The sequence below is a fragment of the Blautia massiliensis (ex Durand et al. 2017) genome, assembly GCF_001487165.1.
Taxonomy (GTDB): domain Bacteria; phylum Bacillota; class Clostridia; order Lachnospirales; family Lachnospiraceae; genus Blautia_A; species Blautia_A fusiformis.
In genome coordinates, this window is record NZ_LN913006.1 from 2,185,366 (window position 1) to 2,204,643 (window position 19,278).

Below are 19,278 nucleotides of genomic sequence, written 5' to 3' on the forward strand. Positions count from 1 at the left end.
GAAAGGATGAACCGATATGATTCAGATTAGAAAAGAGGAAAACCAGAAAAAGCAGAAAGAAAAGAAACTGAAAGTCTACAAAGTCAATACCCATAAGAAAACCGTGATTGCCCTGTGGGTGCTGCTGGCAATGAGCTTCCTGTTTGCCGTCTATAAGAATTTCACGGCGATAGACATTCACACTGTCCATGAAACGAAAGTGATTGAGGAACAAATCCTCGACACTCACAAGATAGAGAATTTTGTGGAGAATTTCGCAGAAGTCTACTATTCATGGGAACAGTCCGCCGCTTCCATTGACAACCGGACAAACGCTTTAAAAGGGTATCTCACCGGAGAGCTGCAAGCCCTGAATGTAGATACTGTCCGAAAGGACATCCCCGTATCGTCTGCCCTGACCGATTTTCAGATATGGGAAATCACAGAAGAAAAGGAGCAGCATTATCAAGTGACCTATACGGTGGAACAGCGTATCACAGAGGGGGAATCCAGTAAAACCGTCCGTTCCGCCTATCAGGTGACAGTCTATGTGGACGGCTCTGGAAACCTGACGATTATCCAGAATCCAACCATTACCAGTGTTCCCGTAAAATCCGGTTACACTCCCAAAGCGGTACAAAGTGACGGTACGGTGGATTCCATCACCACAGAGGAAATCAACGAATTTCTCACCACCTTTTTCAAGCTGTACCCTACGGCAACCGCAAAGGAACTGACCTATTATGTAAATGAGGGTGTGCTGAAAACTGTGGGAAAAGAGTATATTTTCTCGGAACTGGTAAATCCGGTTTATAACCGAAACGGAAATCAGGTGACAGCTTCCCTTGCAGTAAAATATCTGGATAACCAGACCATGACAACACAGGTATCACAGTTTAACCTTGTACTGGAAAAGAACGGGGAAAACTGGAAGATTGTGAAATAAGCTATATAAAACAGAAGACACATTGTATTTCTCAAAAAATTACAATGTGTCTTCTCATTTTAAAATTCTGTTCTGGACATTCACCTGTCCTCTGCTTCGACTTCGGCTATCTCTTTTGCTGTGGCGGTGACTACCCGTATTCCTTTCTCACTCATACTATCAAGCAATGTATCAAGTTGTCTGCGTTGTGTATCTTTTTCCGCGGATTTATTCGGAAAAAAGAATTGGTCTACGGATATATCATAACGTGTTACAAGCTCATAAAAAATTTGTAAACTCGGCTGTTGCCCTTTATTCTCAATATTAGCAAGATAACGTGGTGAGATATACATTTCATCACTTACTTTCTTGCGGCTCTCTTTTCGTTCGGTTCTCGCTGCTTTGATAGCTTGTCCGAAAGCCTTAAAGTCATATTTAGCTGTTGGTCTTTTTGCCATATTTATTCACCCATATACATTCTACTGTTCCTCTTTCATACTGAATACGTCTATACAGTTCCTATTTGTAGCCATAATAATTCATATGTTTGCACTTGCTATTATTCGTATGTCCGACTATAATTATGATAATATAGTTTATAGAAAGGACTGGGACTGTTATGGAATATATGTCTTGCCCCGAAGCAGCTAAAAAATGGGGCATTTCTGAACGACGAGTACAGATTCTTTGTAAGGAAGATAGAATACCGGGAGTTTCAAAAATCGGTTATATGTGGTTGATACCAAAGGATGCAGAAAAACCTGTTGACGCAAGGAGAAAGGAGTTTAAGCATGAGTAACTTATTACTTTTAGAAGATGATATTAGCTTAATAGACGGGTTGCATTACTCTCTAAAGAAAAATGGTTTCTACGTTGATATTGCCCGTACTGTTGAAGAAGCAGAAAAGCAATTAGCACAAATCGAAAAATACGATTTGCTTATTCTTGATGTGACACTGCCGGACGGAACAGGCTTTGAGGTTTGCGAAAATGTGCGGAAACATAACAAACAGATACCGATTATCTTTTTGACTGCTTCTGATGAAGAAGTCAATATTATTCGTGGCTTGGATTGCGGCGGGGACGATTATGTTACAAAGCCCTTTAAGTTGGGGGAACTATGTTCCCGTATTCGTGCCTTGTTACGACGTGCAGGAGTAACACCGCAGGACAAGGCAAGTGTATTGAAATGCGGGGACATTTCGATTGACTTTTTAAGTTGCCGCGTAATTTTGAACAATAAAATACTAGAACTGACAAACGCAGAATACCGTCTGCTTTGTCTGTTAGTACGAAATGCAAATCGCATTGTTTCCAGAGATATTATTCTAAATGATTTATGGGACGGTACAGGAAATTTTGTTGACGATAACACCTTATCGGTTTATATCCGGCGGCTTCGCGAAAAAGTGGAAACTGACGCTTCCCACCCGCAGCGCTTAATAACCATTCGCGGCTTTGGTTATCAGTGGAAAGAGGTGTAAGTATGAATATTTTTCGTGACAAGCAAATAAAACATTTTTCTCTTTTTATTGCTATATACAGTATTTTACTTGTGGGAGTTTCTACATGGTTTTCTATAAATCAATTAAATACAGCAAAGTCTATGTATCTGGAACATGATAGAGCTATTGTATCTGCCTTGTTGGAACAGGAGGTTTCAAAAGAAGTAATTGCCAATGCTATTTCTTCCACAGATATAAGTACCGCGGGAATGGAATTTTTAGATAATTTGGGAATTACCACAAATACGTTTGGTAGCTTGTTGCCACATTTTTCCCAGTTTCAATATCACTTTTTGCGTATAGCATTAGGAGGGGGAATTTGTCTAGTGATAATTCTTGTCATTGGGGTTATTTCTTTCCTACAAATTAGAAATAATCTATATCGACAGTCTGGAAAAATTATAGATAACTATATTAACAATGACTATTCTTGTCATTTACCGCAAGACAGTGAGGGAGACCTTTTTCATTTATTTGCATCTGTTGAACAGCTTGCAACTATGCTTAAAGCCAAAAGTGAAACAGAACATAAAACAAAAGAATTTTTGAAAAGCACAATTTCAGATATTTCACATCAACTGAAAACTCCATTAGCAGCTTTGATGATGTATCAAGAAATTATAGAAGCGGAACCGGATAATACTGAAACAGTAAAAAAATTTTCGCAAAAAACCGGAACCGCCTTAAAACGAATAGAACAGCTTATTTTGTCTATGCTTAAAATCGCACGTTTAGATACTGGAAATATTCTTTTTGACAAGCGTACCTGTCTTATACAGGAATTAGTTAAAAACGCTATCAGTGAACTTACAATAAGAGCTACACAAGAAAAAAAACAGATTATTGTAAATGGAACATCTAATCAAGTTATTATGTGTGATATGGATTGGACAAGTGAAGCGATTGGAAACCTTGTAAAGAACGCGTTAGACCATACAGAAATAGGAGGAATAGTAAAGATTACTTGGGAAAGTACACCAACTATGATACGAATTTTAGTTTCTGATAATGGAAGTGGAATTGCCCCGGAAGATATACACCATATTTTCAAACGCTTTTATCGCAGTAAATATTCCCTCAACACTCCGGGAATTGGATTAGGACTTCCTCTTGCAAAATCTATTATAGAGGGACAAGAGGGGCTCATTTCTGTTCAAAGTGTTTTACATGAAGGTACTACTTTTTCAGTTTCTTTCCTTACGAAATCGTAAGGTGAAATTCACCGGATTGTAAGCTGTTCCTGTTATCCTTTAAGAAAGGAGGTCTATGATTTATGGAAATTTTAAAAGTTGAAAATTTATGTAAAACTTACGGGAAAGGCGAAGCAAAAGTAAATGCTTTAAAAAATGTGTCTTTCTCACTTGAAAAAGGGGAATTTGCTGCTGTTGTAGGTGAATCTGGTTCTGGAAAAAGTACTTTGCTTAACTGCATCGGTGCTTTAGATACGCCGACTTCGGGTTCTATTTTTATTGACGGGCAAAATCTGTTTTCTATGAAAGAAGAAAAACGGACAATTTACAGACGACGCAACATAGGATTTATTTTTCAGTCTTTCCAGCTTGTGTCTGAGCTGAATGTAGAACAAAATATTATTTTCCCTCTACTGTTAGATTATCAAAAGCCAGACCCTAAAAAAGTAAACGAAATCCTCAATTTACTTGGATTGGCAGAACGCCGCTATCATTTACCGAGACAATTATCCGGAGGACAGCAACAACGAGTAGCGATTGGGAGAGCTTTGATAACACAGCCAAAACTAATTTTAGCCGATGAACCGACGGGAAATCTCGACAGTAAAAATAGTCAAGACGTTATTGATATGCTTATCAGTGCGTCAAGACATTTTAAACAAACAATTTTGATGATAACGCACAATAATAATTTAACATCTTCGGTTGACAGGGTGTTTCGTGTGAGCGACGGTATTCTTACAGACTTAGGGGGGACAGCAAATGAAGCATTATCTTAAACTTGTCCCTATATCAACCAAAATCCACCGCAAGCAAAGTAGAATGACCCGTATTTGTATTACTCTTGCGGTTATTTTGGTTGCTGTCATGTTTGGTCTTGCCGATATGTATTTACAGGGTGTTACGCAACACGAAATAGAGAAAAGCGGAAACTGGCATTATGCGTTTCATGCTATTAATTCGCAGACAGCTTCCTTTATTTCAGCTCGTCCAGAGGTAAAAATTTCCGGGTGGCATAATACAGTTTCTTCCGAAGCAGGATATTTTATTAAAGAACAGCCTATTACTATCAGCGCGCAAGATAAAGGGGTTTTTGAAGATATATTTCTGAACGGGATTGCAGAGGGAAAATATCCAGACGCGCCAAACGAGATTGCAATATCTTCTTCACTTAAAGATACTGCCTCTGTTTTGTTGAATGATACAGTTGAATTGTATAATCTGAACGGAAGTGTGGCAGATTATCAGATAGTTGGCTTTTTAGACGATACAAAAACTTCACACTTGATTGCTGAGAATTTGCCGATTGTAGTAATGACACCAGAGGGCTTAGGAACGCTTGCTGTTTCTAACGCGAATGAAAGTTATGTCGCCCAGTTTTCACATTTATGTAATATACCGGACGCAATCAATGATATAAAAGCAGCCAATCATCTGACTGATGAACAGATAACCGGAAATACACCTCTTTTGAGCATACAAGGGCAAATAGAGGGGAAATCAGGTGTAAATCAGATTTATCAAGTAGCCTTTATTCTTTCCCTTATTGTCATGCTGACTTGCATTTTGATGATTTCAAGCAGTCTAAACAGCAATGTCGCAGAGAGAACAGAATTTTTTGGTATGCTCCGGTGTCTGGGGGCAACCAAAAGACAAATAATGCGATTTGTATGTTTAGAGGGGCTGTATTGGTGTAAAACGGCTATTCCCATTGGAATTATATTCTCCATTGTGATTGTTTGGATTTTGTCTGCCGCCATGCGGGTAATAAGTCCAGAATGGTTTTCTTCAATGCCGATTTGGGGTATTAGTTGGATAAGTATAGTTGCAAGTATTTTGTTAGGATTGCTGACCGTTTTACTGGCTGCTCGTTCTCCGGCAAGAAGAGCCGCAAAAGTTTCTCCGCTTACCGCTGTATCAGGAAATGCTGGACAAATAGCTACATTTCACAAAGCAGCTAACACAAAGACATTTAAAATTGAAACCGCATTGGGTATTCATCACGCAAAAGCAAAGAAAAGAAATTACATTTTAATGACAGGGGCATTTGCTATCTGTATTACATTGTTTCTCACGTTCAGTACACTTGTTGATTTTATGCAAAATGCTTTTGTGCCCCCGGTTTATACGCCGGAATTATCCATAGCAAGTGAAACTAATACTTGTTCGATTGAGAGCGAAATGTTAGCACAGATTAAGAAAAATGATGATGTCAAGCGGGCATACGGGCGTATGTTTGCTTATGATGTTCCATCAGAAAATAGTGGAAAAAGCTACAATGCAAATCTTATTTCCTATGAGGAAAATCAATTTCAATGGGCGGCGGACTCTTTGGTAGCAGGTTCCATAGAAACAGTTATGCAGCAAGAAAATCAAGTGCTATTCGTACAGACGGGAAATGTTAATGTACAAGTTGGCGACAAGATAACTTTATCTATCAATAATACGAAAAAAACTGTTACGGTTGCAGGAATTTTGTCTGATAGCCCCTTAGCCCGTGTAAAGGGTACGGAAACCTTTTTCTGTTCGGAAGCAACCTTTAGCGCACTGACCGGAGAAACTGGCTATACTATTATCGACATTCAATTTGAGAACAACGCTTCCAGTGAAGATGTAAACGCAATTAAAAACATATTTACTAATGGTGGCGTAATATTTTCAGACAGCCTTTCTCAAGTGCAGCAGCAAAGAAATCTGTATTATACTTTTGCAGTTCTTGTTTACGGCTTCCTATCTATTATCGTTGCGATTACCATTTTCCATATTATGAATACAATCAATCTGGGAGTTGCCGCAAAAATGAAAGAATACGGAAGTATGCGAGCGATTGGAATGAGCAATCGCCAACTTATAAAAATGATAATCGCAGAAGCAGGAACCTACGCAATAAGCGGAGTGATTTGGGGTTGTATCATTGGACTTCCTATGCACTGGGTTATCTATGTAAGTCTTATAACAAATATTTGGGGAACAGCATGGAGTGTTCCGTTTATTCCCCTTATACTCATAATCGCTATTGTACTGTTGACTTCTCTTTTGGCAGTTAAAGGACCTGCAAAACGGTTACAGCGAATGTCTATCGTCGAAAATATTAGTGCACAATAATCTTTTGAGAGGGGGAATTTCAAAAGTGCCCCCTCTTTTTCTATCTTACAAATCCGTAAGCTAAAATTCATCTTAAAGTAAGTTGATATTGATAAAATAAATCAAAACATAATATTTGTTTGTTATCTGCCGGACGACGGCAAAAGAAAAAAAGCCGTCGTAACGCAGACAGATTTTCACGTGCTTTTGAAGCGGTGGCTTTGATTTTTAGAGCCGCCGCTTCTTTTTGTCTATTACTGAACCAACAATGACGCAGAATATAAATAGCGGCATTTAGGAGGATTGCCGCTATGGGGATTTCTTTGCTGCTATATAACGTACATAGGCTACATTCATTAAAAAAAGTATAGCTCCTCCACTGTGGAAGTCCAACTTTGAATATGAACTGACAAGTCATATTTATTCTACTGTTATTTCTCATGCACTCATTTTTATTTTAAAATGGGTGTATTTTTTTATTCAAAAATGCAACTGTGCCCCCTGTCCTGTCGGGACTAAGAGCGAAAAGGGGGAAAGAAGCAGAAATTCCTATCAACTCGCTCCCTTTCAAGGCTGGAAAGGGGGTGAGCAATGATGAAGCCATCTGAATTTCAGACAACCATAGAGAACCAGTTTGATTATATCTGTAAAGTCGCTATGGACGATGAACGCAAAGACTATTTCAAAGCGTTGTCCAGACAGTGTAAACGGGAAACCCTGTTCTGTGATATGGACAATTACACCGTCAATCTGTTTTCTTCCGAAGACACCTATCCCTCCCATTTCCATACTTTTGAAATGGATGGATTTACTGTCCGCATTGAAAACAGCCTATTAGCAGAAGCATTAGAAAATCTGGATGGAAAGAAACGTGACGTTATCCTGAGATATTATTTTCTTGGATTTGACGATACGGAAATTTCAAAAATTCTGGAAGTCAACCGTTCTACCATTCAGAGAAGAAGACACGCCGGACTGAAATTTATCAAAAAATTTATGGAGGACGAAGCATGACAGCAAAGCACCCTATGATTCCGTTTCCTGTGATTGTAAGGGCTGCGGACGGCGATATTGAAGCAGTCAACCAGATTGTACGCCATTACAGCGGTTTTATTGCCAGCCGTTCCATGCGTCCCATGAAAGACGAATATGGGAATACCCACATGGTTGTAGATGAAACCCTACGCCGCCGGATGGAAGCACGTCTGATTGCAAAGATTTTATCTTTTGAAATCAGGGAACCAAACTAAAAATAACGCTCTCCTGTGGAAGCATGGACAAGCCCATGCTTCCCAGACAGAGCTTGCCAGTCTATTAAAGTGCATTATCACCAGTGCACTTTAACAGGCTGACAAAGCCGGATTGTTCCTTGAAAAAGAAAGCGTCTAATCAACGCAGCATAAAGCAGCCGAATACGTTTCGATAGAAAGAGAGCCGTTGGGCTGGCACGCCGTGACCCACCAAAGGAGGGATGAAACCGGATAGCGATTCCTGCCAGCGTTCCATAAGCAGCTTACCGCAAAAGCTGCCGCCATGACCTTTCTATCGTGATAATGATACTTCCGTACAGCCTTAGTCTGTGTGATGATGTAGCACCGCTGACAAAGGGTACGGCTGGATGAGAACCATGCAGGGGTGAGATTCCCATGAGCTTTAGCGAAAGCTGTTCGGCTTGCTTATATACTATTTTGAATTATAATTTTTCATTCAAAATCAAATAACTATTTGCAGGAAATACAATCTTAATATTACTTTTGCCATAAAATCTGATATAATATAGACAGATATTGAGGGTTCCATATCTGGTCTATGGAAAGGAGGAACATGATTACAGTAACAAAAAAAGACTTAATAGAACTGGGTTATGGGACTTCATTCGCAACAGACATCATAAGAGAAGCAAAAAAACTTATGATTTCAAAAGGGCATACCTACTATCAGTCACGCAAACTGGACAGGGTTCCCAGAGAAGCTGTGGAAGAATTGCTAGGGATTACTTTTACTGATAAATCAAACTGATTGTACTTCTTGCACATTTATGTAAGGAGTGAAATCATGGCAAAAGACCCTATTAAGAAAGCAGAAAACGGAACTTATTATTTTAGAGCAAACTTAGGTTTTCATCCGATTACCGGAAAACAGATTCAGAAATACAAAAGCGGATTCAAGACAAAAAAGGAAGCTAGAGAAGCATATTCAAAGCTTATGCTGACATCCACAGAGGAATTAACGGAAAAGAAACAGCAGCTATCCTTTCAACAGTTCATTGAAGAAACTTACCTGCCTTGGTATAAAACACAGGTAAAGGAAAGTACCTATCTGAACCGCCGTTCTACCATTCAGAAGCATTTTTCATACTTTTACAAAATGACGGTGGATGAGATAGAACCCATTAACGTCCAGAACTGGCAGCTTGAACTCGCAAAAGAATTTAGTCCAAACTATATCCGTATTGTACAGGGTATGCTCTCCATTGCCTTTGACAGAGCAGTTGTTCTCGGTCTTGCAAAGAAAAATCCGTCACGAATGATAGGAAACATCAAGAGCAAGAAAACAAAAGTGGATTTTTGGACACTGGATGAATTTCAAAAGGTAATTTCCCTGCTCTACAAGGGCGATTATTACGAACATTACCTTTTCATCTCATACTGGCTCCTGTTTATGACCGGAATGAGAATCGGAGAAGCCGCAGCCCTGCAATGGTCGGACATCAACTTTGAAACCGGACTTTTAAGTATAACGAAAACGCTGTACTATAAAACAATGGATGAATACAAATTTATGGAACCAAAGACACAAGCCAGTATTCGCACTATCTATATTGACACAGATACCATTAAAGAATTAAAAGCATGGCAGGAAGTACAGCAAAAGGTTTTAAAGGGCTGCGACCTTGTACTAAGCTATAATGGGATTCCCACCAGTAAGCACACCCTCCCACGGGCATTAGAAAAGCTTGCTGGATTGGCAGGCGTACACCGTATCAAAATTCATGCACTCAGACATTCCCATGCTTCCCTGCTCATCAGTATGGGAGAAAATCCTTTATTGATTAAAGAACGTCTGGGGCATGAAAAGATACAGACCACGTTAGGAACCTATGGACATTTATATCCCAACACCAACGTGGAAGTTGCCAAAAAATTAACTGGCGTTCTCACTTATACTCCGGCAACAACCAGTGTTGCCGATTACACCAGCAATCAACATACAGCAATCTATCACAGAACAGTTGAAGAAAAATAATGCAATGAAAATGCAATCCTATAAAGGAAAAGCTGTAAAACCCTTGTAAACAAAGGCTTTACAGCTTAGCTCCAACTATTCAAACTCAATCGTTCCAGGCGGCTTACTTGTAAGATCATAGAATACGCGGTTTACACCCTTAACCTCATTAATAATGCGGTTCATCACCTTATTAAGTACTGCATAAGGAATCTCAGCAGACTCCGCAGTCATGAAGTCAATAGTCTTAACGGCGCGGAGCGCCACTGCATAATCGTATGTTCTGAAGTCTCCCATTACACCTACGCTTCGCATATTTGTAAGGGCTGCAAAGTACTGGTTCGGCATCCAGGACGGATCTTCCCCGTGTTCTTTTTTGTAGTCGGCGGCTGCATTGTCGACTTCTTCACGGTAGATGTAGTCTGCATCCTGTACGATGCGTACTTTTTCCTCGGTGACTTCACCGATGATACGGATTCCAAGTCCCGGGCCCGGGAATGGCTGACGGAATACCAGTCTTTCCGGAATTCCAAGCTCAAGGCCAGCTTTACGGACCTCATCTTTGAACAGATCACGAAGCGGCTCAATGATTTCTTTGAAATCAACGAAATCCGGAAGACCTCCTACGTTGTGGTGGGATTTAATCACTGCGGATTCTCCGCCGAGACCGCTCTCTACAACGTCCGGATAAATGGTTCCCTGTGCAAGGAAATCTACAGCGCCGATCTTCTTGGCTTCTTCCTCGAAGATACGGATAAATTCCTCACCGATGATCTTACGCTTCGCTTCAGGCTCTGTAACACCGGCAAGCTTGTCGTAATATCTCTGCTGTGCGTTCACGCGGATAAAGTTCAGGTCAAACTGACCATTCGATCCGAATACACCTTCAACCTCATCACCTTCATCCTTACGAAGAAGGCCATGATCTACAAATACGCAGGTAAGCTGCTTGCCGATCGCTCTGGAAAGAAGTCCTGCTGCCACGGAGGAATCTACACCACCTGACAGGGCAAGGAGAACTTTTCCATCACCGACTTTCTCGCGGATCTCTTTGATCGTGTGTTCAACAAAGGCATCCATCTTCCAGTCTCCGGCACATTCGCAGACACCAAGTACGAAGTTGGACAGCATTGTCTTTCCTTCTACTGTGTGCAGTACTTCCGGATGGAACTGGATCGCATACAGTTTCTTCTCTTCATTCTGTGCAGTTGCTACCGGACAGTCTGCAGTATGTGCAGCGATCTCAAATCCCGGTGCAGTCTGGGAAATATAGTCTGTATGGCTCATCCAGCAGATTGTTTTGTCGGATACATTTTTGAAGATCCTGGAATCTTTCTTATCGATGAGAAGCTCTGTCTTACCGTATTCGCTGACATCTGCCTTCTCAACTTTTCCGCCAAGGACATGCATCATAAGCTGTGCTCCATAGCAAAGTCCAAGTACCGGAATACCAAGCTCAAATAATTCCTTCTGGTAAGTCGGTGAATCTGCCTCATAGCAGCTGTTTGGTCCGCCGGTAAGGATGATTCCCTTAGGATTCATCGCTTTAATCTTCTCAAGATCTGTCTTGTAAGAATAAATTTCGCAATATACATTGCATTCTCTGACACGTCTTGCAACCAGCTGATTGTACTGACCGCCAAAATCAATGACAATAACTAATTCTCTTTTCAAGGCTTTCCTCCTGTTATTTATAACATCTTTAGAATCTGTTACTCATTATAAATGAGTACATGCACTTTTACAATGCTAATTTTATCTCCCGCCGGAATTTTTATTTTCCGGAAAAATTTTTCACTACTTTTTTTGCCTGCTCATCCCAGTAAGCGCAGTCATTTCTTCCAATTACCTCCGATGTAAACGGAGTACCGTCATTCTTCTTATAATGTCTGGTCGCCCGGAAAACATATTTCGCACCGACATAAACGATCGGTACGTTGAAAAATACGATCAGAATATTTCCAAGATCAGAAAATGCCCAGAGATTTCCAAGCTCCAGTCCTGCGATATTACAGAGGATACCAAATGCGGCAACAAAAAGACCGATACAGCGTACAAAATTAATACAGATCTTATCCTTGCGGATACGGTTGGCTGCGATTTCCGAAAAGCTGATCATTCCAAGCAGACAGGTAAATGCAAACAGGCAGAAACATAAGGTTACAAGAAATGTAACGATCCCGTTCATTGCAGTTCCCGGAGTCAGCACAGCAATGGACTCCGTATATTTTGGAAGTTTATCAAGAGCCTGCCAGCTTTCCGCATCTGCTCCCGTCCAGCAATGTGCCATAACTACCACAAATCCGGTAAGTGTGCAGATCACAATGGTATCAAGAAAAACTCCCAGAGAAGCGATCACACCCTGCTCACATGGATGCTTTGCGTCAGCTGCTGCCGCTGACATGGTGATCGTTCCCTGACCAGCCTCATTGGACATCAGGCCTCGTTTTACGCCCTGTGCAAGAACTGTTCCAAAAACACCTCCAAAAAATGCATCCGGCTTAAAGGCTCCTGCAAACACGCTTCCGAAGAAATACGGAATACGGGTAAAATTCAATATGATAAGAAGTAACACTACTACCATATAGAGCACCGCCATCACCGGCACCATCATATCTGTCCATTTGGATACTTTTTTGATTCCGCCAAATGCGATAGCTGCTGTGAGGATTACAATCAGCGTACCTACTATATAATAGAAGGCTGATCCGCTTGGGATGGTTTTTCCGGTTACGATCTCTGCCATGCGTCCTACTGATGAAACAACGTTAAAGCCCTGTGCCGGCAGACAGCAAAGCGCATACAGAATATACAATACCGAAAGAAAAACACCGATCCATACCTTATTTCCAAGAAGCTTTCTCCCATAAAAAGGAAGACCTCCTACAAACTCATCGTCCTTCTTCTCCTTGAAAATCTGAGCAAGGACACCCTCCATGTATGCAACTGCCATCCCGAAAAACGCAGATATCCACATCCAGAACAGGGCCCCCGGTCCACCCACTGCAATAGCACCTGTTACGCCCAGGATATTTCCCGGTCCTACACGCATAGCTGAACTCAGGAAAAACGATGCAAGCGGCGAAATTCCTGTTTCCACAACACGTTTCTCCGTCATGGTCCTGATTCCTTTTTTAAAGTAAGTCACCTGCATAAAACCGATCCTGAAACTAAAAAAAATCCCGGACCCAAGAAGTAGTATGATCGCAAAGGATATATTTCCCAGAATCGGGATACTGCTGTACCAGTCAAAATTCGTGGGGAACTCCCACAGAAAATCAGACAGTGGACCGATAAAGCTGAACACTCCATTGATTGCCTCAAACACTTTCTCCATAGCCATCTCCTCCCTTTTCATCTGAATACCTCAGAATTGAACCATCTTTCCGGATATCACATTTTCCGCTGGACATAAAATATAGATATATTCATTTATACCCCTCAGAAAAATTTCCGCATCTGTTCATATGACGTTGTGTAACACATCCATCATCGTTCATTTCCCCTCCGGATTTTTATGCTATGGTTTATTATACCGTATCGGCTTAGAAAAGTCTTATTTATTTTCACTATTTTTGTACAAATTTCAGAATTTTCTATTCTTACAAGCCCCACCGACTGCTATTGCTTTTCGTATTCCCCGCAGGGGACTTACTTGATTCGATTCAAGCGGATATTCGCAATCCGCTTCGCTACGCGGCTCTACACCAAATAACTGCTTCACAGTTTATCAGACTTTATAAGATATTTAGACTTTCCTCACAAATTTTTAAAATGCTTCTCACAGTTCCATCACATTTTGACGGTATATTATTAATCAAATAAAGCACAAAGCTTTTTCATCTTATAGATCATTACTTATTTTTCTTTTCATACTCTGCCGGGTCCCTTCCAAGACCCGGCCCTCCTTTTTATCTTCTTACAAACTCCCATAGTATACCATCCTTTCTTTATTCAAAAGGATCTATACCTATAATCATGGTGTCTATATTGGACATTCTGATTCTATCTGATGATCGACATTTTCATCTCGGTCCATTTACTCCGCATCACTTCACGCCCAGATATCCTTATCCCCCCTGAAACCCACATAAACACAACAAAAAAACACCGTCCCCGCAGCTCTATATCTGCAAAAACAGTGCCTTTAGTGCGTCTTCAGGGGTTCGAACCCTGGACACCCTGATTAAGAGTCAGGTGCTCTACCAACTGAGCTAAAGACGCTTATTTAATTATTTGTCTTTCGTTTTTTGTTTCGTTCGTTCCTCAAGACATGTTGTATTATACGTTATGATTTGCGGAAAGTCAACACCTTTTTTTAATTTTTTTTATTTTTTTCTTTTTTATTTTTTATATCTTCATTTGATGCAATTTTGTTCAGTGATTTTTCTATTTCTGACAGCGAATTTCTGATCTGAAATGCCTGGCTTTTGACGCCGCGTTTTACACTATTGAGATTTCGACGGAATGAGTTGGATTTTCTTTTTTTCAAACCTTATCTTCCCCTCTTTCTTTATACAGATCAGGCAGCTTCTCCTGCAGATTCGTATATTCCTGCCTGACGCTCCCTCTTATTTATTATATGAAAACAGGCCGATCTGTTTACAGATCAGCCCGATAAAACAACCTTCTATATTAATGCAGAATATCTATGCGTCAGATAAGCTTTGATATCAGATACCTTCTGAAAACCACTTAACCTTACCTCTTCTATTTTTGTCTGATCACCATCTTACAGATCGGATTGCCCATGGAAGAAAACTTCTCCTCATACTCCGTCATCACATTTCCCTTCACCAGCTCCTCATCATGATGAAGATCAAACGTACAAACCTCCAGGTTCCAGTCAGACTCCTTCACCTCTTCCAGGGAAAATTCAAACAATCCACGGTTATCTGTCTTAAATTCCACAGTACCCTCTTTTTTCAGGACCTGCTCATACCTCTTCAAAAACTCCCTGGAAGTCAGTCTTCTCTTGGCATGACGGGCCTTCGGCCACGGATCGGAAAAATTCAGATAAATCCCGTCAACCTCATCCTTCTCAAAAATCTCCGGCAAAAGCCTTGCATCCACACGGATAAACACCAGATTTGAAAACTCCTCCCCGGCCTCCTCAAGTTCCTCCCTCTTCTGAAGTGCCCGAAGCAGCACACTGTCATACATCTCAATCCCAACATAATTCCTCTCCGGATGCAGCCTCGCCATATCCATCAGAAAACGCCCTTTTCCCATGCCAACCTCAAGAAAAAGCGGTCTCTTCTCCCCAAAAACACTCGCCCATTCCCCTTTAAACTTCTCCGGTTCATCAATCACCCAGTCACACTCCAAAATCGCATCCTTCGCCCCGGGAATATTACGTAATCTCATAAATAACCTCCAAATTAATCTTCCTATAATATACAAATCAAATAACTACCTCTCGCAGCCAGCAAAAGCAGTCTATAACAATTCCCAAAACCAATGAAACCACTATAATACATCCGCCACCAGCCACACAAACCAGAATACCTGCACAAATCCAAAAAAATCATCATTCCTCTTCCAGAATATCCGATAAAACACCCTGTACAATGCATCCCAATATTCAACTATACATGTAACCCCCACCCCGCCGCAAGCAAAAAATAAAAAAAATCCTCAACCAGGCGACAGCAACGCGCCTCGCCGTCCACCCCCCAACACCATCCGCATCCACACACATCGGCTCAACCTCACACATCCAACACCGCAGCATACATACACAAGTCAACAACCTCACACCACCACAACCAAGAACTCCTAAAAAAAGCCCGAGGGGTGTGCAGAGGGGCCATGACTTTATGGCCCCTTTGCGGTTTTCCTCTTTTCCCACAAAACCCCCAAAAAATATCTTTTTACCCACATTTCACTCAAAAGTTTGCATAAAAATTAACAAAATTTTAGTTGTTTTTACCATAAAAAAGGTGTATCATATAAAAATCAATTATAAACAATAAACAAACAAGGAGGGCGTTATGGAACAAATCCTAAATAAGCTTTCGGAAATCGAAGCTACAGCCAATGCCATCATGCAGGACGCTGCGCGACAGAAACAGGCTCTCTCGGAAGAAGCAGAAAAACAGACGAAGGAATTCGACGCTTCACTTGAAAAAGAAACCAGCGACGAGATCCGGAAGATCCGTGAAAATCTGGCCCACGAGAAAGACGCCCGGATCAATGAGCTTCGTGCAGAAACCGAAGACCAGCTATCCAGGCTGGATGCCTATTACGAAGCCCATCACGAAAGTCTTTGCAGTGAGCTGTTTCAGAAAATAACAGGCATCACCGAAACCTGAAGGGAAAGGAAGTGATTCAATGGGCTCTGTCCTCTCATACAGCGGACTCTCCACCAAGATCCGCGCCATGCAGAGCAGGCTTGTGACAGATGAGCAGCTGGAAGAAATCGTTCAGCTTCCCAATGTCCCACAGGTAACAGCCTACCTGAAACGGACTCCGGAATATCAGAATATCTGGTCCGGTCTCGATGAAAATGATCTTCACCGCGGACAGATAGAAAAACTCCTGAAGAAATCCATCTTCCTGAATTTTTCAAGGCTTTACCACTTTGCAAATCAGGAACAGCGAACGTTCCTGTCGCTTTACTCGAAGCGTTATGAGATCCGCGTCCTGAAAGAAATCATGACGAATCTCTTTGACCACCGGGACACCGATCCCGTAGATATTTCTCCCTACCGCGATTTTTTCAAACATCATTCCAAGCTGGACATTGACAGGCTTACCGCCTGCACCAATATGGATGAATTCATTGCGGCACTGAAGGGAAATGATTTTTTTATTCCGCTGTCTCAGGTCAACGAACGTGGAAATGCCACGCTTTTTGACTTCGGCATGGCACTTGACCTTTCGTATTTTTCACAGATCTGGAATGTGCGGAAGAAGCTTTTCAAAGGTAACGATCTGAAACAGATCACCAAGGCTTACGGTGAAAAATTCGATATGCTGAACCTGCAGTTCATCCAGCGCTCCAAACGCTGCTTTCAGATGGAACCGGCTGCTATTTACGCATTGCTGGTCCCCATGAACTACAAGCTCCGCAAAGAGGAGATCACCACCCTTGTGGAGGCCCCTACACCAGAAGAGTTCCGTCGTATCTTCAATGGAACTTATTATGGTAAGAAATACGAACAGCTGACCGTCGCCAGTCTGGAAGAATTTTATAACTATATTCTTCGCAGCATACTGGAACAGGAAGCACGCAAGGATCCCTATTCTGTAGCAGTCATCTATTCCTATTTATATCACAAAGAACATGAAGTCAACCGTCTGACCATTGCCCTTGAATGCGTGCGCTATGGCGTGGACCCAGAACAATCCCTGCGTTATATACGCAACGGTTAATAACCAGGAGGTAGCAACGTGATTGAAAAAATGAATTTTCTAAGCATCACCGGTCCCAAGGCAGATATCGACCGGGTTGTAAACACCTACCTGTGCAAGTACGAGATCCATCTGGAAAACGCTCTCTCAGAGCTGACCACAGTAGAAAGTCTGACGCCTTTCCTGGATGTCAACCCCTACAGAGATGCCTTAAATTCCATCAATACCATTTATGAGGAGCTGAAAACTCCTCCGTCCACTTCCAACAGAAGCCCGGGTATTGAAACAGCACTTTCCACAGTAAAGGAGATCCGCTCCCAGGCGGATCAGCTCCAGAAGGAACAGTCCGAACTGGAAGAAAAATGTTCCTCTCTGGAAGAGTCACTGCGGATCATACGTCCCTTCCGAAATATTGATTATGATATTTCATCCATACTTCATCTGAAGTATATCCATTTTCATTTCGGACGTATCGAGAAACAGTATTATGAGAAATTCAAGAAATATATTTACGACAATCTGAACACGATCTTCCTTAAATGCGATGAAGATGACCAATACGTCTGGGGCGTTTACTTCGTACCGAAGCACGAAGCACACAAAATTGATGCCGCCTACTCTTCTATGCACTTTGAGAAGATCTTTGTGCCGGATAATTATACCGGAACTGCCCAGCAGGCATTTTCAAGCGTAAGCAAACAATACGAGGATGCCATGAAACATCTTGAAACAAAGAAGCAGAAATACCAGAGATTTCTTGCGGATCAGGCAGAAACCATCGTTACCGCCAGAAACACACTTCTTCAGTTTTCCAGAAATTTCGATGTCCGGAAAGCGGCAGCCTGCACCGGAAAGCATGAAAATTTCTATATTCTCTGCGGCTGGATGACAGAAGCCGACACCAGAGCTTTTCAAGCCGATATCTCATCCGACGAAAAAATCTTCTGCCTGGTAGACGGAGAAGATACCAATACGCCGGAGCACGACCAGAACCATCAGCCGCCGACCAAGCTGAAAAACCCGAAGCTTTTCAAGCCCTTTGAAATGTATGTAAAAATGTACGGACTTCCCGCCTATGGCGAGATGGACCCCACCTGGTTTGTTGCCATCACCTACTCCTTTATTTTCGGAGCCATGTTCGGTGATGCAGGACAGGGACTCCTGCTCTTTATCGGAGGATTGCTCCTGTACAAGCTGAAGCATATCGATCTTGCCGGAATCATCAGCTGCGCCGGAGTCTTTTCCACATTTTTCGGTCTGATGTTCGGAAGTATCTTTGGATTTGAGGATGTCATACCTGCTCTGTGGCTGCGGCCTGTGGACAGTATGACGACCATACCTTTTATCGGAAAACTGAATACCGTATTTATCGTTGCCATCGGCTTCGGCATGGGAATCATCCTCCTGTGTATGGTTTTCAACATCATCAATTCCTTTAAGACGCATGATGTTGAAAAAACTTGGTTTGACACCAACGCTGTGGCAGGACTTGTATTTTATGGCTCCGCAGTTCTCTGCATCGGACTCTTTGTATCCGGGCATGCAGTTCCGGGTGGTGCAGTCCTTGCCATTATGTTTGGTTTACCGCTGCTTCTTATTTTCTTCAAGGAGCCTCTTACAAACCTGGTAGAAAAAAAGGCCGAGGTTATGCCAAAAGAAAAAGGCATGTTTATCGTACAGGGTATCTTTGAACTGTTCGAGGTTATCCTGAGCTACTTTTCCAATACACTCTCCTTCGTGCGTATCGGTGCTTTTGCAGTCAGCCACGCAGCTATGATGGAGGTTGTACTTATGCTTGCAGGCGCAGAAAACGGCAGTCCGAACTGGATCGTCATCATTCTCGGAAACCTGTTCGTATGCGCTATGGAGGGCCTGATCGTAGGTATCCAGGTACTCCGTCTGGAATATTACGAAATGTTCAGCCGTTTTTACAAGGGCAGCGGACGGAAATTCGAGCCGTTCTGCTCAAAAAACAAATAAAATGCCAGAGTCGGAACGCATTCTGATCCGGGCA

Annotated in this window: 19 protein-coding genes and 1 tRNA gene; 13 read left to right on the forward strand and 7 right to left on the reverse strand. The window is 41.8% G+C overall.

The genetic code is table 11. The features are described from left to right. Nucleotides 1-16: 16 nt before the first annotated feature. A complete protein-coding gene (locus BN3261_RS11055) occupies nt 17-925 on the forward strand; it encodes a conjugal transfer protein (protein WP_055227209.1) in 909 nt (302 codons plus the stop codon). 80 nt (nt 926-1,005) lie between these two features. Here BN3261_RS11055 and BN3261_RS11060 read toward each other — a convergent pair whose 3' ends face one another. Beyond that, nucleotides 1,006-1,362, reverse strand: coding sequence for a helix-turn-helix transcriptional regulator (locus BN3261_RS11060; protein ID WP_055227211.1), 357 nt, complete (start codon nt 1,360-1,362; stop codon nt 1,006-1,008). Between the two features lie 161 nt (nt 1,363-1,523). Here BN3261_RS11060 and BN3261_RS11065 point away from each other — a divergent pair, with 161 nt between their 5' ends. From BN3261_RS11065 to BN3261_RS11085, 5 genes are all read left to right on the forward strand, one after another. Beyond that, nucleotides 1,524-1,703, forward strand: coding sequence for a helix-turn-helix domain-containing protein (locus BN3261_RS11065; RefSeq protein ID WP_055227213.1), 180 nt, complete (start codon nt 1,524-1,526; stop codon nt 1,701-1,703). Continuing rightward, on the forward strand, nt 1,696-2,388 hold the full coding sequence (locus BN3261_RS11070; protein ID WP_055227215.1) for a response regulator transcription factor: 693 nt from the start codon (nt 1,696-1,698) through the stop codon (nt 2,386-2,388). Before BN3261_RS11065 ends, BN3261_RS11070 begins: the two co-directional genes overlap by 8 nt. Before the next feature lie 2 nt (nt 2,389-2,390). After that, nucleotides 2,391-3,620 carry a sensor histidine kinase gene (locus BN3261_RS11075; RefSeq protein WP_055227217.1) on the forward strand — a complete coding sequence of 410 codons (1,230 nt, stop codon included), beginning with the start codon at nt 2,391-2,393 and terminating at the stop codon, nt 3,618-3,620. Between the two features lie 62 nt (nt 3,621-3,682). Then, nucleotides 3,683-4,378 carry an ABC transporter ATP-binding protein gene (locus BN3261_RS11080; RefSeq protein ID WP_055227219.1) on the forward strand — a complete coding sequence of 232 codons (696 nt, stop codon included), beginning with the start codon at nt 3,683-3,685 and terminating at the stop codon, nt 4,376-4,378. Beyond that, nucleotides 4,362-6,704 carry an ABC transporter permease gene (locus tag BN3261_RS11085; RefSeq protein ID WP_055227221.1) on the forward strand — a complete coding sequence of 781 codons (2,343 nt, stop codon included), beginning with the start codon at nt 4,362-4,364 and terminating at the stop codon, nt 6,702-6,704. The genes BN3261_RS11080 and BN3261_RS11085 overlap by 17 nt, the downstream gene beginning before the upstream one ends. Nucleotides 6,705-6,771: 67 nt before the next feature. On the opposite strand, the gene BN3261_RS17850 is transcribed toward BN3261_RS11085, so the two are convergent. Further along, the gene (locus tag BN3261_RS17850) at nt 6,772-7,125 is read right to left on the reverse strand and encodes a hypothetical protein (RefSeq protein ID WP_147335461.1); all 354 of its coding nucleotides are present in this window, start codon (nt 7,123-7,125) and stop codon (nt 6,772-6,774) included. Between the two features lie 152 nt (nt 7,126-7,277). Between BN3261_RS17850 and BN3261_RS11090 the strand changes: the two genes are divergently transcribed. The 4 genes from BN3261_RS11090 (at nt 7,278) to BN3261_RS11105 (ending at nt 9,929) form a co-directional block, all read left to right on the forward strand. After that, nucleotides 7,278-7,697, forward strand: coding sequence for an RNA polymerase sigma factor (locus tag BN3261_RS11090; RefSeq protein WP_055227449.1), 420 nt, complete (start codon nt 7,278-7,280; stop codon nt 7,695-7,697). Continuing rightward, nucleotides 7,694-7,933: a helix-turn-helix domain-containing protein gene (locus BN3261_RS11095; RefSeq protein ID WP_055227224.1), complete on the forward strand. Its 240-nt coding sequence runs from the start codon at nt 7,694-7,696 to the stop codon at nt 7,931-7,933. Before BN3261_RS11090 ends, BN3261_RS11095 begins: the two co-directional genes overlap by 4 nt. 574 nt (nt 7,934-8,507) lie before the next feature. Further along, nucleotides 8,508-8,702: a DUF3173 domain-containing protein gene (locus BN3261_RS11100; RefSeq protein ID WP_059086259.1), complete on the forward strand. Its 195-nt coding sequence runs from the start codon at nt 8,508-8,510 to the stop codon at nt 8,700-8,702. A 36-nt stretch (nt 8,703-8,738) separates the two neighbouring features. Next, nucleotides 8,739-9,929, forward strand: a complete 1,191-nt coding sequence (locus tag BN3261_RS11105) for a site-specific integrase (protein ID WP_055227226.1) — start codon at nt 8,739-8,741, stop codon at nt 9,927-9,929. A 75-nt stretch (nt 9,930-10,004) separates the two neighbouring features. Here BN3261_RS11105 and guaA read toward each other — a convergent pair whose 3' ends face one another. From guaA to trmB, 5 genes are all read right to left on the reverse strand, one after another. Beyond that, the gene (guaA, locus tag BN3261_RS11110; protein ID WP_059086260.1) at nt 10,005-11,582 is read right to left on the reverse strand and encodes a glutamine-hydrolyzing GMP synthase; all 1,578 of its coding nucleotides are present in this window, start codon (nt 11,580-11,582) and stop codon (nt 10,005-10,007) included. Nucleotides 11,583-11,682: 100 nt separating this feature from the next. After that, on the reverse strand, nt 11,683-13,245 hold the full coding sequence (locus tag BN3261_RS11115) for an alanine/glycine:cation symporter family protein (RefSeq protein ID WP_044962034.1): 1,563 nt from the start codon (nt 13,243-13,245) through the stop codon (nt 11,683-11,685). Nucleotides 13,246-14,059: 814 nt separating this feature from the next. Continuing rightward, a tRNA-Lys gene (locus tag BN3261_RS11120) sits at nt 14,060-14,132 on the reverse strand. Nucleotides 14,133-14,226: 94 nt separating this feature from the next. Further along, nucleotides 14,227-14,400 carry a hypothetical protein gene (locus BN3261_RS17745; RefSeq protein WP_173739392.1) on the reverse strand — a complete coding sequence of 58 codons (174 nt, stop codon included), beginning with the start codon at nt 14,398-14,400 and terminating at the stop codon, nt 14,227-14,229. 218 nt (nt 14,401-14,618) lie between these two features. Next, nucleotides 14,619-15,275 (reverse strand): tRNA (guanosine(46)-N7)-methyltransferase TrmB, encoded by a 657-nt coding sequence (trmB, locus tag BN3261_RS11125; RefSeq protein WP_059086261.1) that lies wholly within the window; start codon nt 15,273-15,275, stop codon nt 14,619-14,621. Nucleotides 15,276-15,901: 626 nt separating this feature from the next. Between trmB and BN3261_RS11130 the strand changes: the two genes are divergently transcribed. Genes BN3261_RS11130 through BN3261_RS11140 form a run of 3 tightly spaced genes read left to right on the forward strand, consistent with a single transcriptional unit; the run spans nt 15,902 to nt 19,244 of the window. Beyond that, on the forward strand, nt 15,902-16,222 hold the full coding sequence (locus tag BN3261_RS11130) for a hypothetical protein (RefSeq protein WP_059086262.1): 321 nt from the start codon (nt 15,902-15,904) through the stop codon (nt 16,220-16,222). Nucleotides 16,223-16,241: 19 nt separating this feature from the next. Next, nucleotides 16,242-17,285, forward strand: a complete 1,044-nt coding sequence (locus BN3261_RS11135; protein WP_059086263.1) for a V0D/AC39 family V-type ATPase subunit — start codon at nt 16,242-16,244, stop codon at nt 17,283-17,285. Nucleotides 17,286-17,303: 18 nt separating this feature from the next. After that, nucleotides 17,304-19,244 carry a V-type ATP synthase subunit I gene (locus BN3261_RS11140; RefSeq protein ID WP_059086264.1) on the forward strand — a complete coding sequence of 647 codons (1,941 nt, stop codon included), beginning with the start codon at nt 17,304-17,306 and terminating at the stop codon, nt 19,242-19,244. Nucleotides 19,245-19,278 lie beyond the last annotated feature (34 nt).

Excerpts from the sequence above, each read along its gene's own strand:
- BN3261_RS11095 (WP_055227224.1), top strand. The coding sequence starts at position 7,694 with ATGACAGCAAAGCACCCTATGATTCCGTTTCCTGTGATTGTAAGGGCT.
- BN3261_RS11115 (WP_044962034.1), bottom strand. The coding sequence starts at position 13,245 with ATGGAGAAAGTGTTTGAGGCAATCAATGGAGTGTTCAGCTTTATCGGT.
- BN3261_RS17850 (WP_147335461.1), bottom strand. The coding sequence starts at position 7,125 with ATGAGAAATAACAGTAGAATAAATATGACTTGTCAGTTCATATTCAAA.
- BN3261_RS11070 (WP_055227215.1), top strand. The coding sequence starts at position 1,696 with ATGAGTAACTTATTACTTTTAGAAGATGATATTAGCTTAATAGACGGG.
- BN3261_RS11080 (WP_055227219.1), top strand. The coding sequence starts at position 3,683 with ATGGAAATTTTAAAAGTTGAAAATTTATGTAAAACTTACGGGAAAGGC.
- BN3261_RS11055 (WP_055227209.1), top strand. The coding sequence starts at position 17 with ATGATTCAGATTAGAAAAGAGGAAAACCAGAAAAAGCAGAAAGAAAAG.
- BN3261_RS11065 (WP_055227213.1), top strand. The coding sequence starts at position 1,524 with ATGGAATATATGTCTTGCCCCGAAGCAGCTAAAAAATGGGGCATTTCT.
- BN3261_RS11075 (WP_055227217.1), top strand. The coding sequence starts at position 2,391 with ATGAATATTTTTCGTGACAAGCAAATAAAACATTTTTCTCTTTTTATT.
- BN3261_RS11090 (WP_055227449.1), top strand. The coding sequence starts at position 7,278 with ATGAAGCCATCTGAATTTCAGACAACCATAGAGAACCAGTTTGATTAT.
- BN3261_RS11105 (WP_055227226.1), top strand. The coding sequence starts at position 8,739 with ATGGCAAAAGACCCTATTAAGAAAGCAGAAAACGGAACTTATTATTTT.
- BN3261_RS11100 (WP_059086259.1), top strand. The coding sequence starts at position 8,508 with ATGATTACAGTAACAAAAAAAGACTTAATAGAACTGGGTTATGGGACT.
- BN3261_RS11135 (WP_059086263.1), top strand. The coding sequence starts at position 16,242 with ATGGGCTCTGTCCTCTCATACAGCGGACTCTCCACCAAGATCCGCGCC.
- BN3261_RS11060 (WP_055227211.1), bottom strand. The coding sequence starts at position 1,362 with ATGGCAAAAAGACCAACAGCTAAATATGACTTTAAGGCTTTCGGACAA.
- BN3261_RS11085 (WP_055227221.1), top strand. The coding sequence starts at position 4,362 with ATGAAGCATTATCTTAAACTTGTCCCTATATCAACCAAAATCCACCGC.
- BN3261_RS11130 (WP_059086262.1), top strand. The coding sequence starts at position 15,902 with ATGGAACAAATCCTAAATAAGCTTTCGGAAATCGAAGCTACAGCCAAT.
- trmB (WP_059086261.1), bottom strand. The coding sequence starts at position 15,275 with ATGAGATTACGTAATATTCCCGGGGCGAAGGATGCGATTTTGGAGTGT.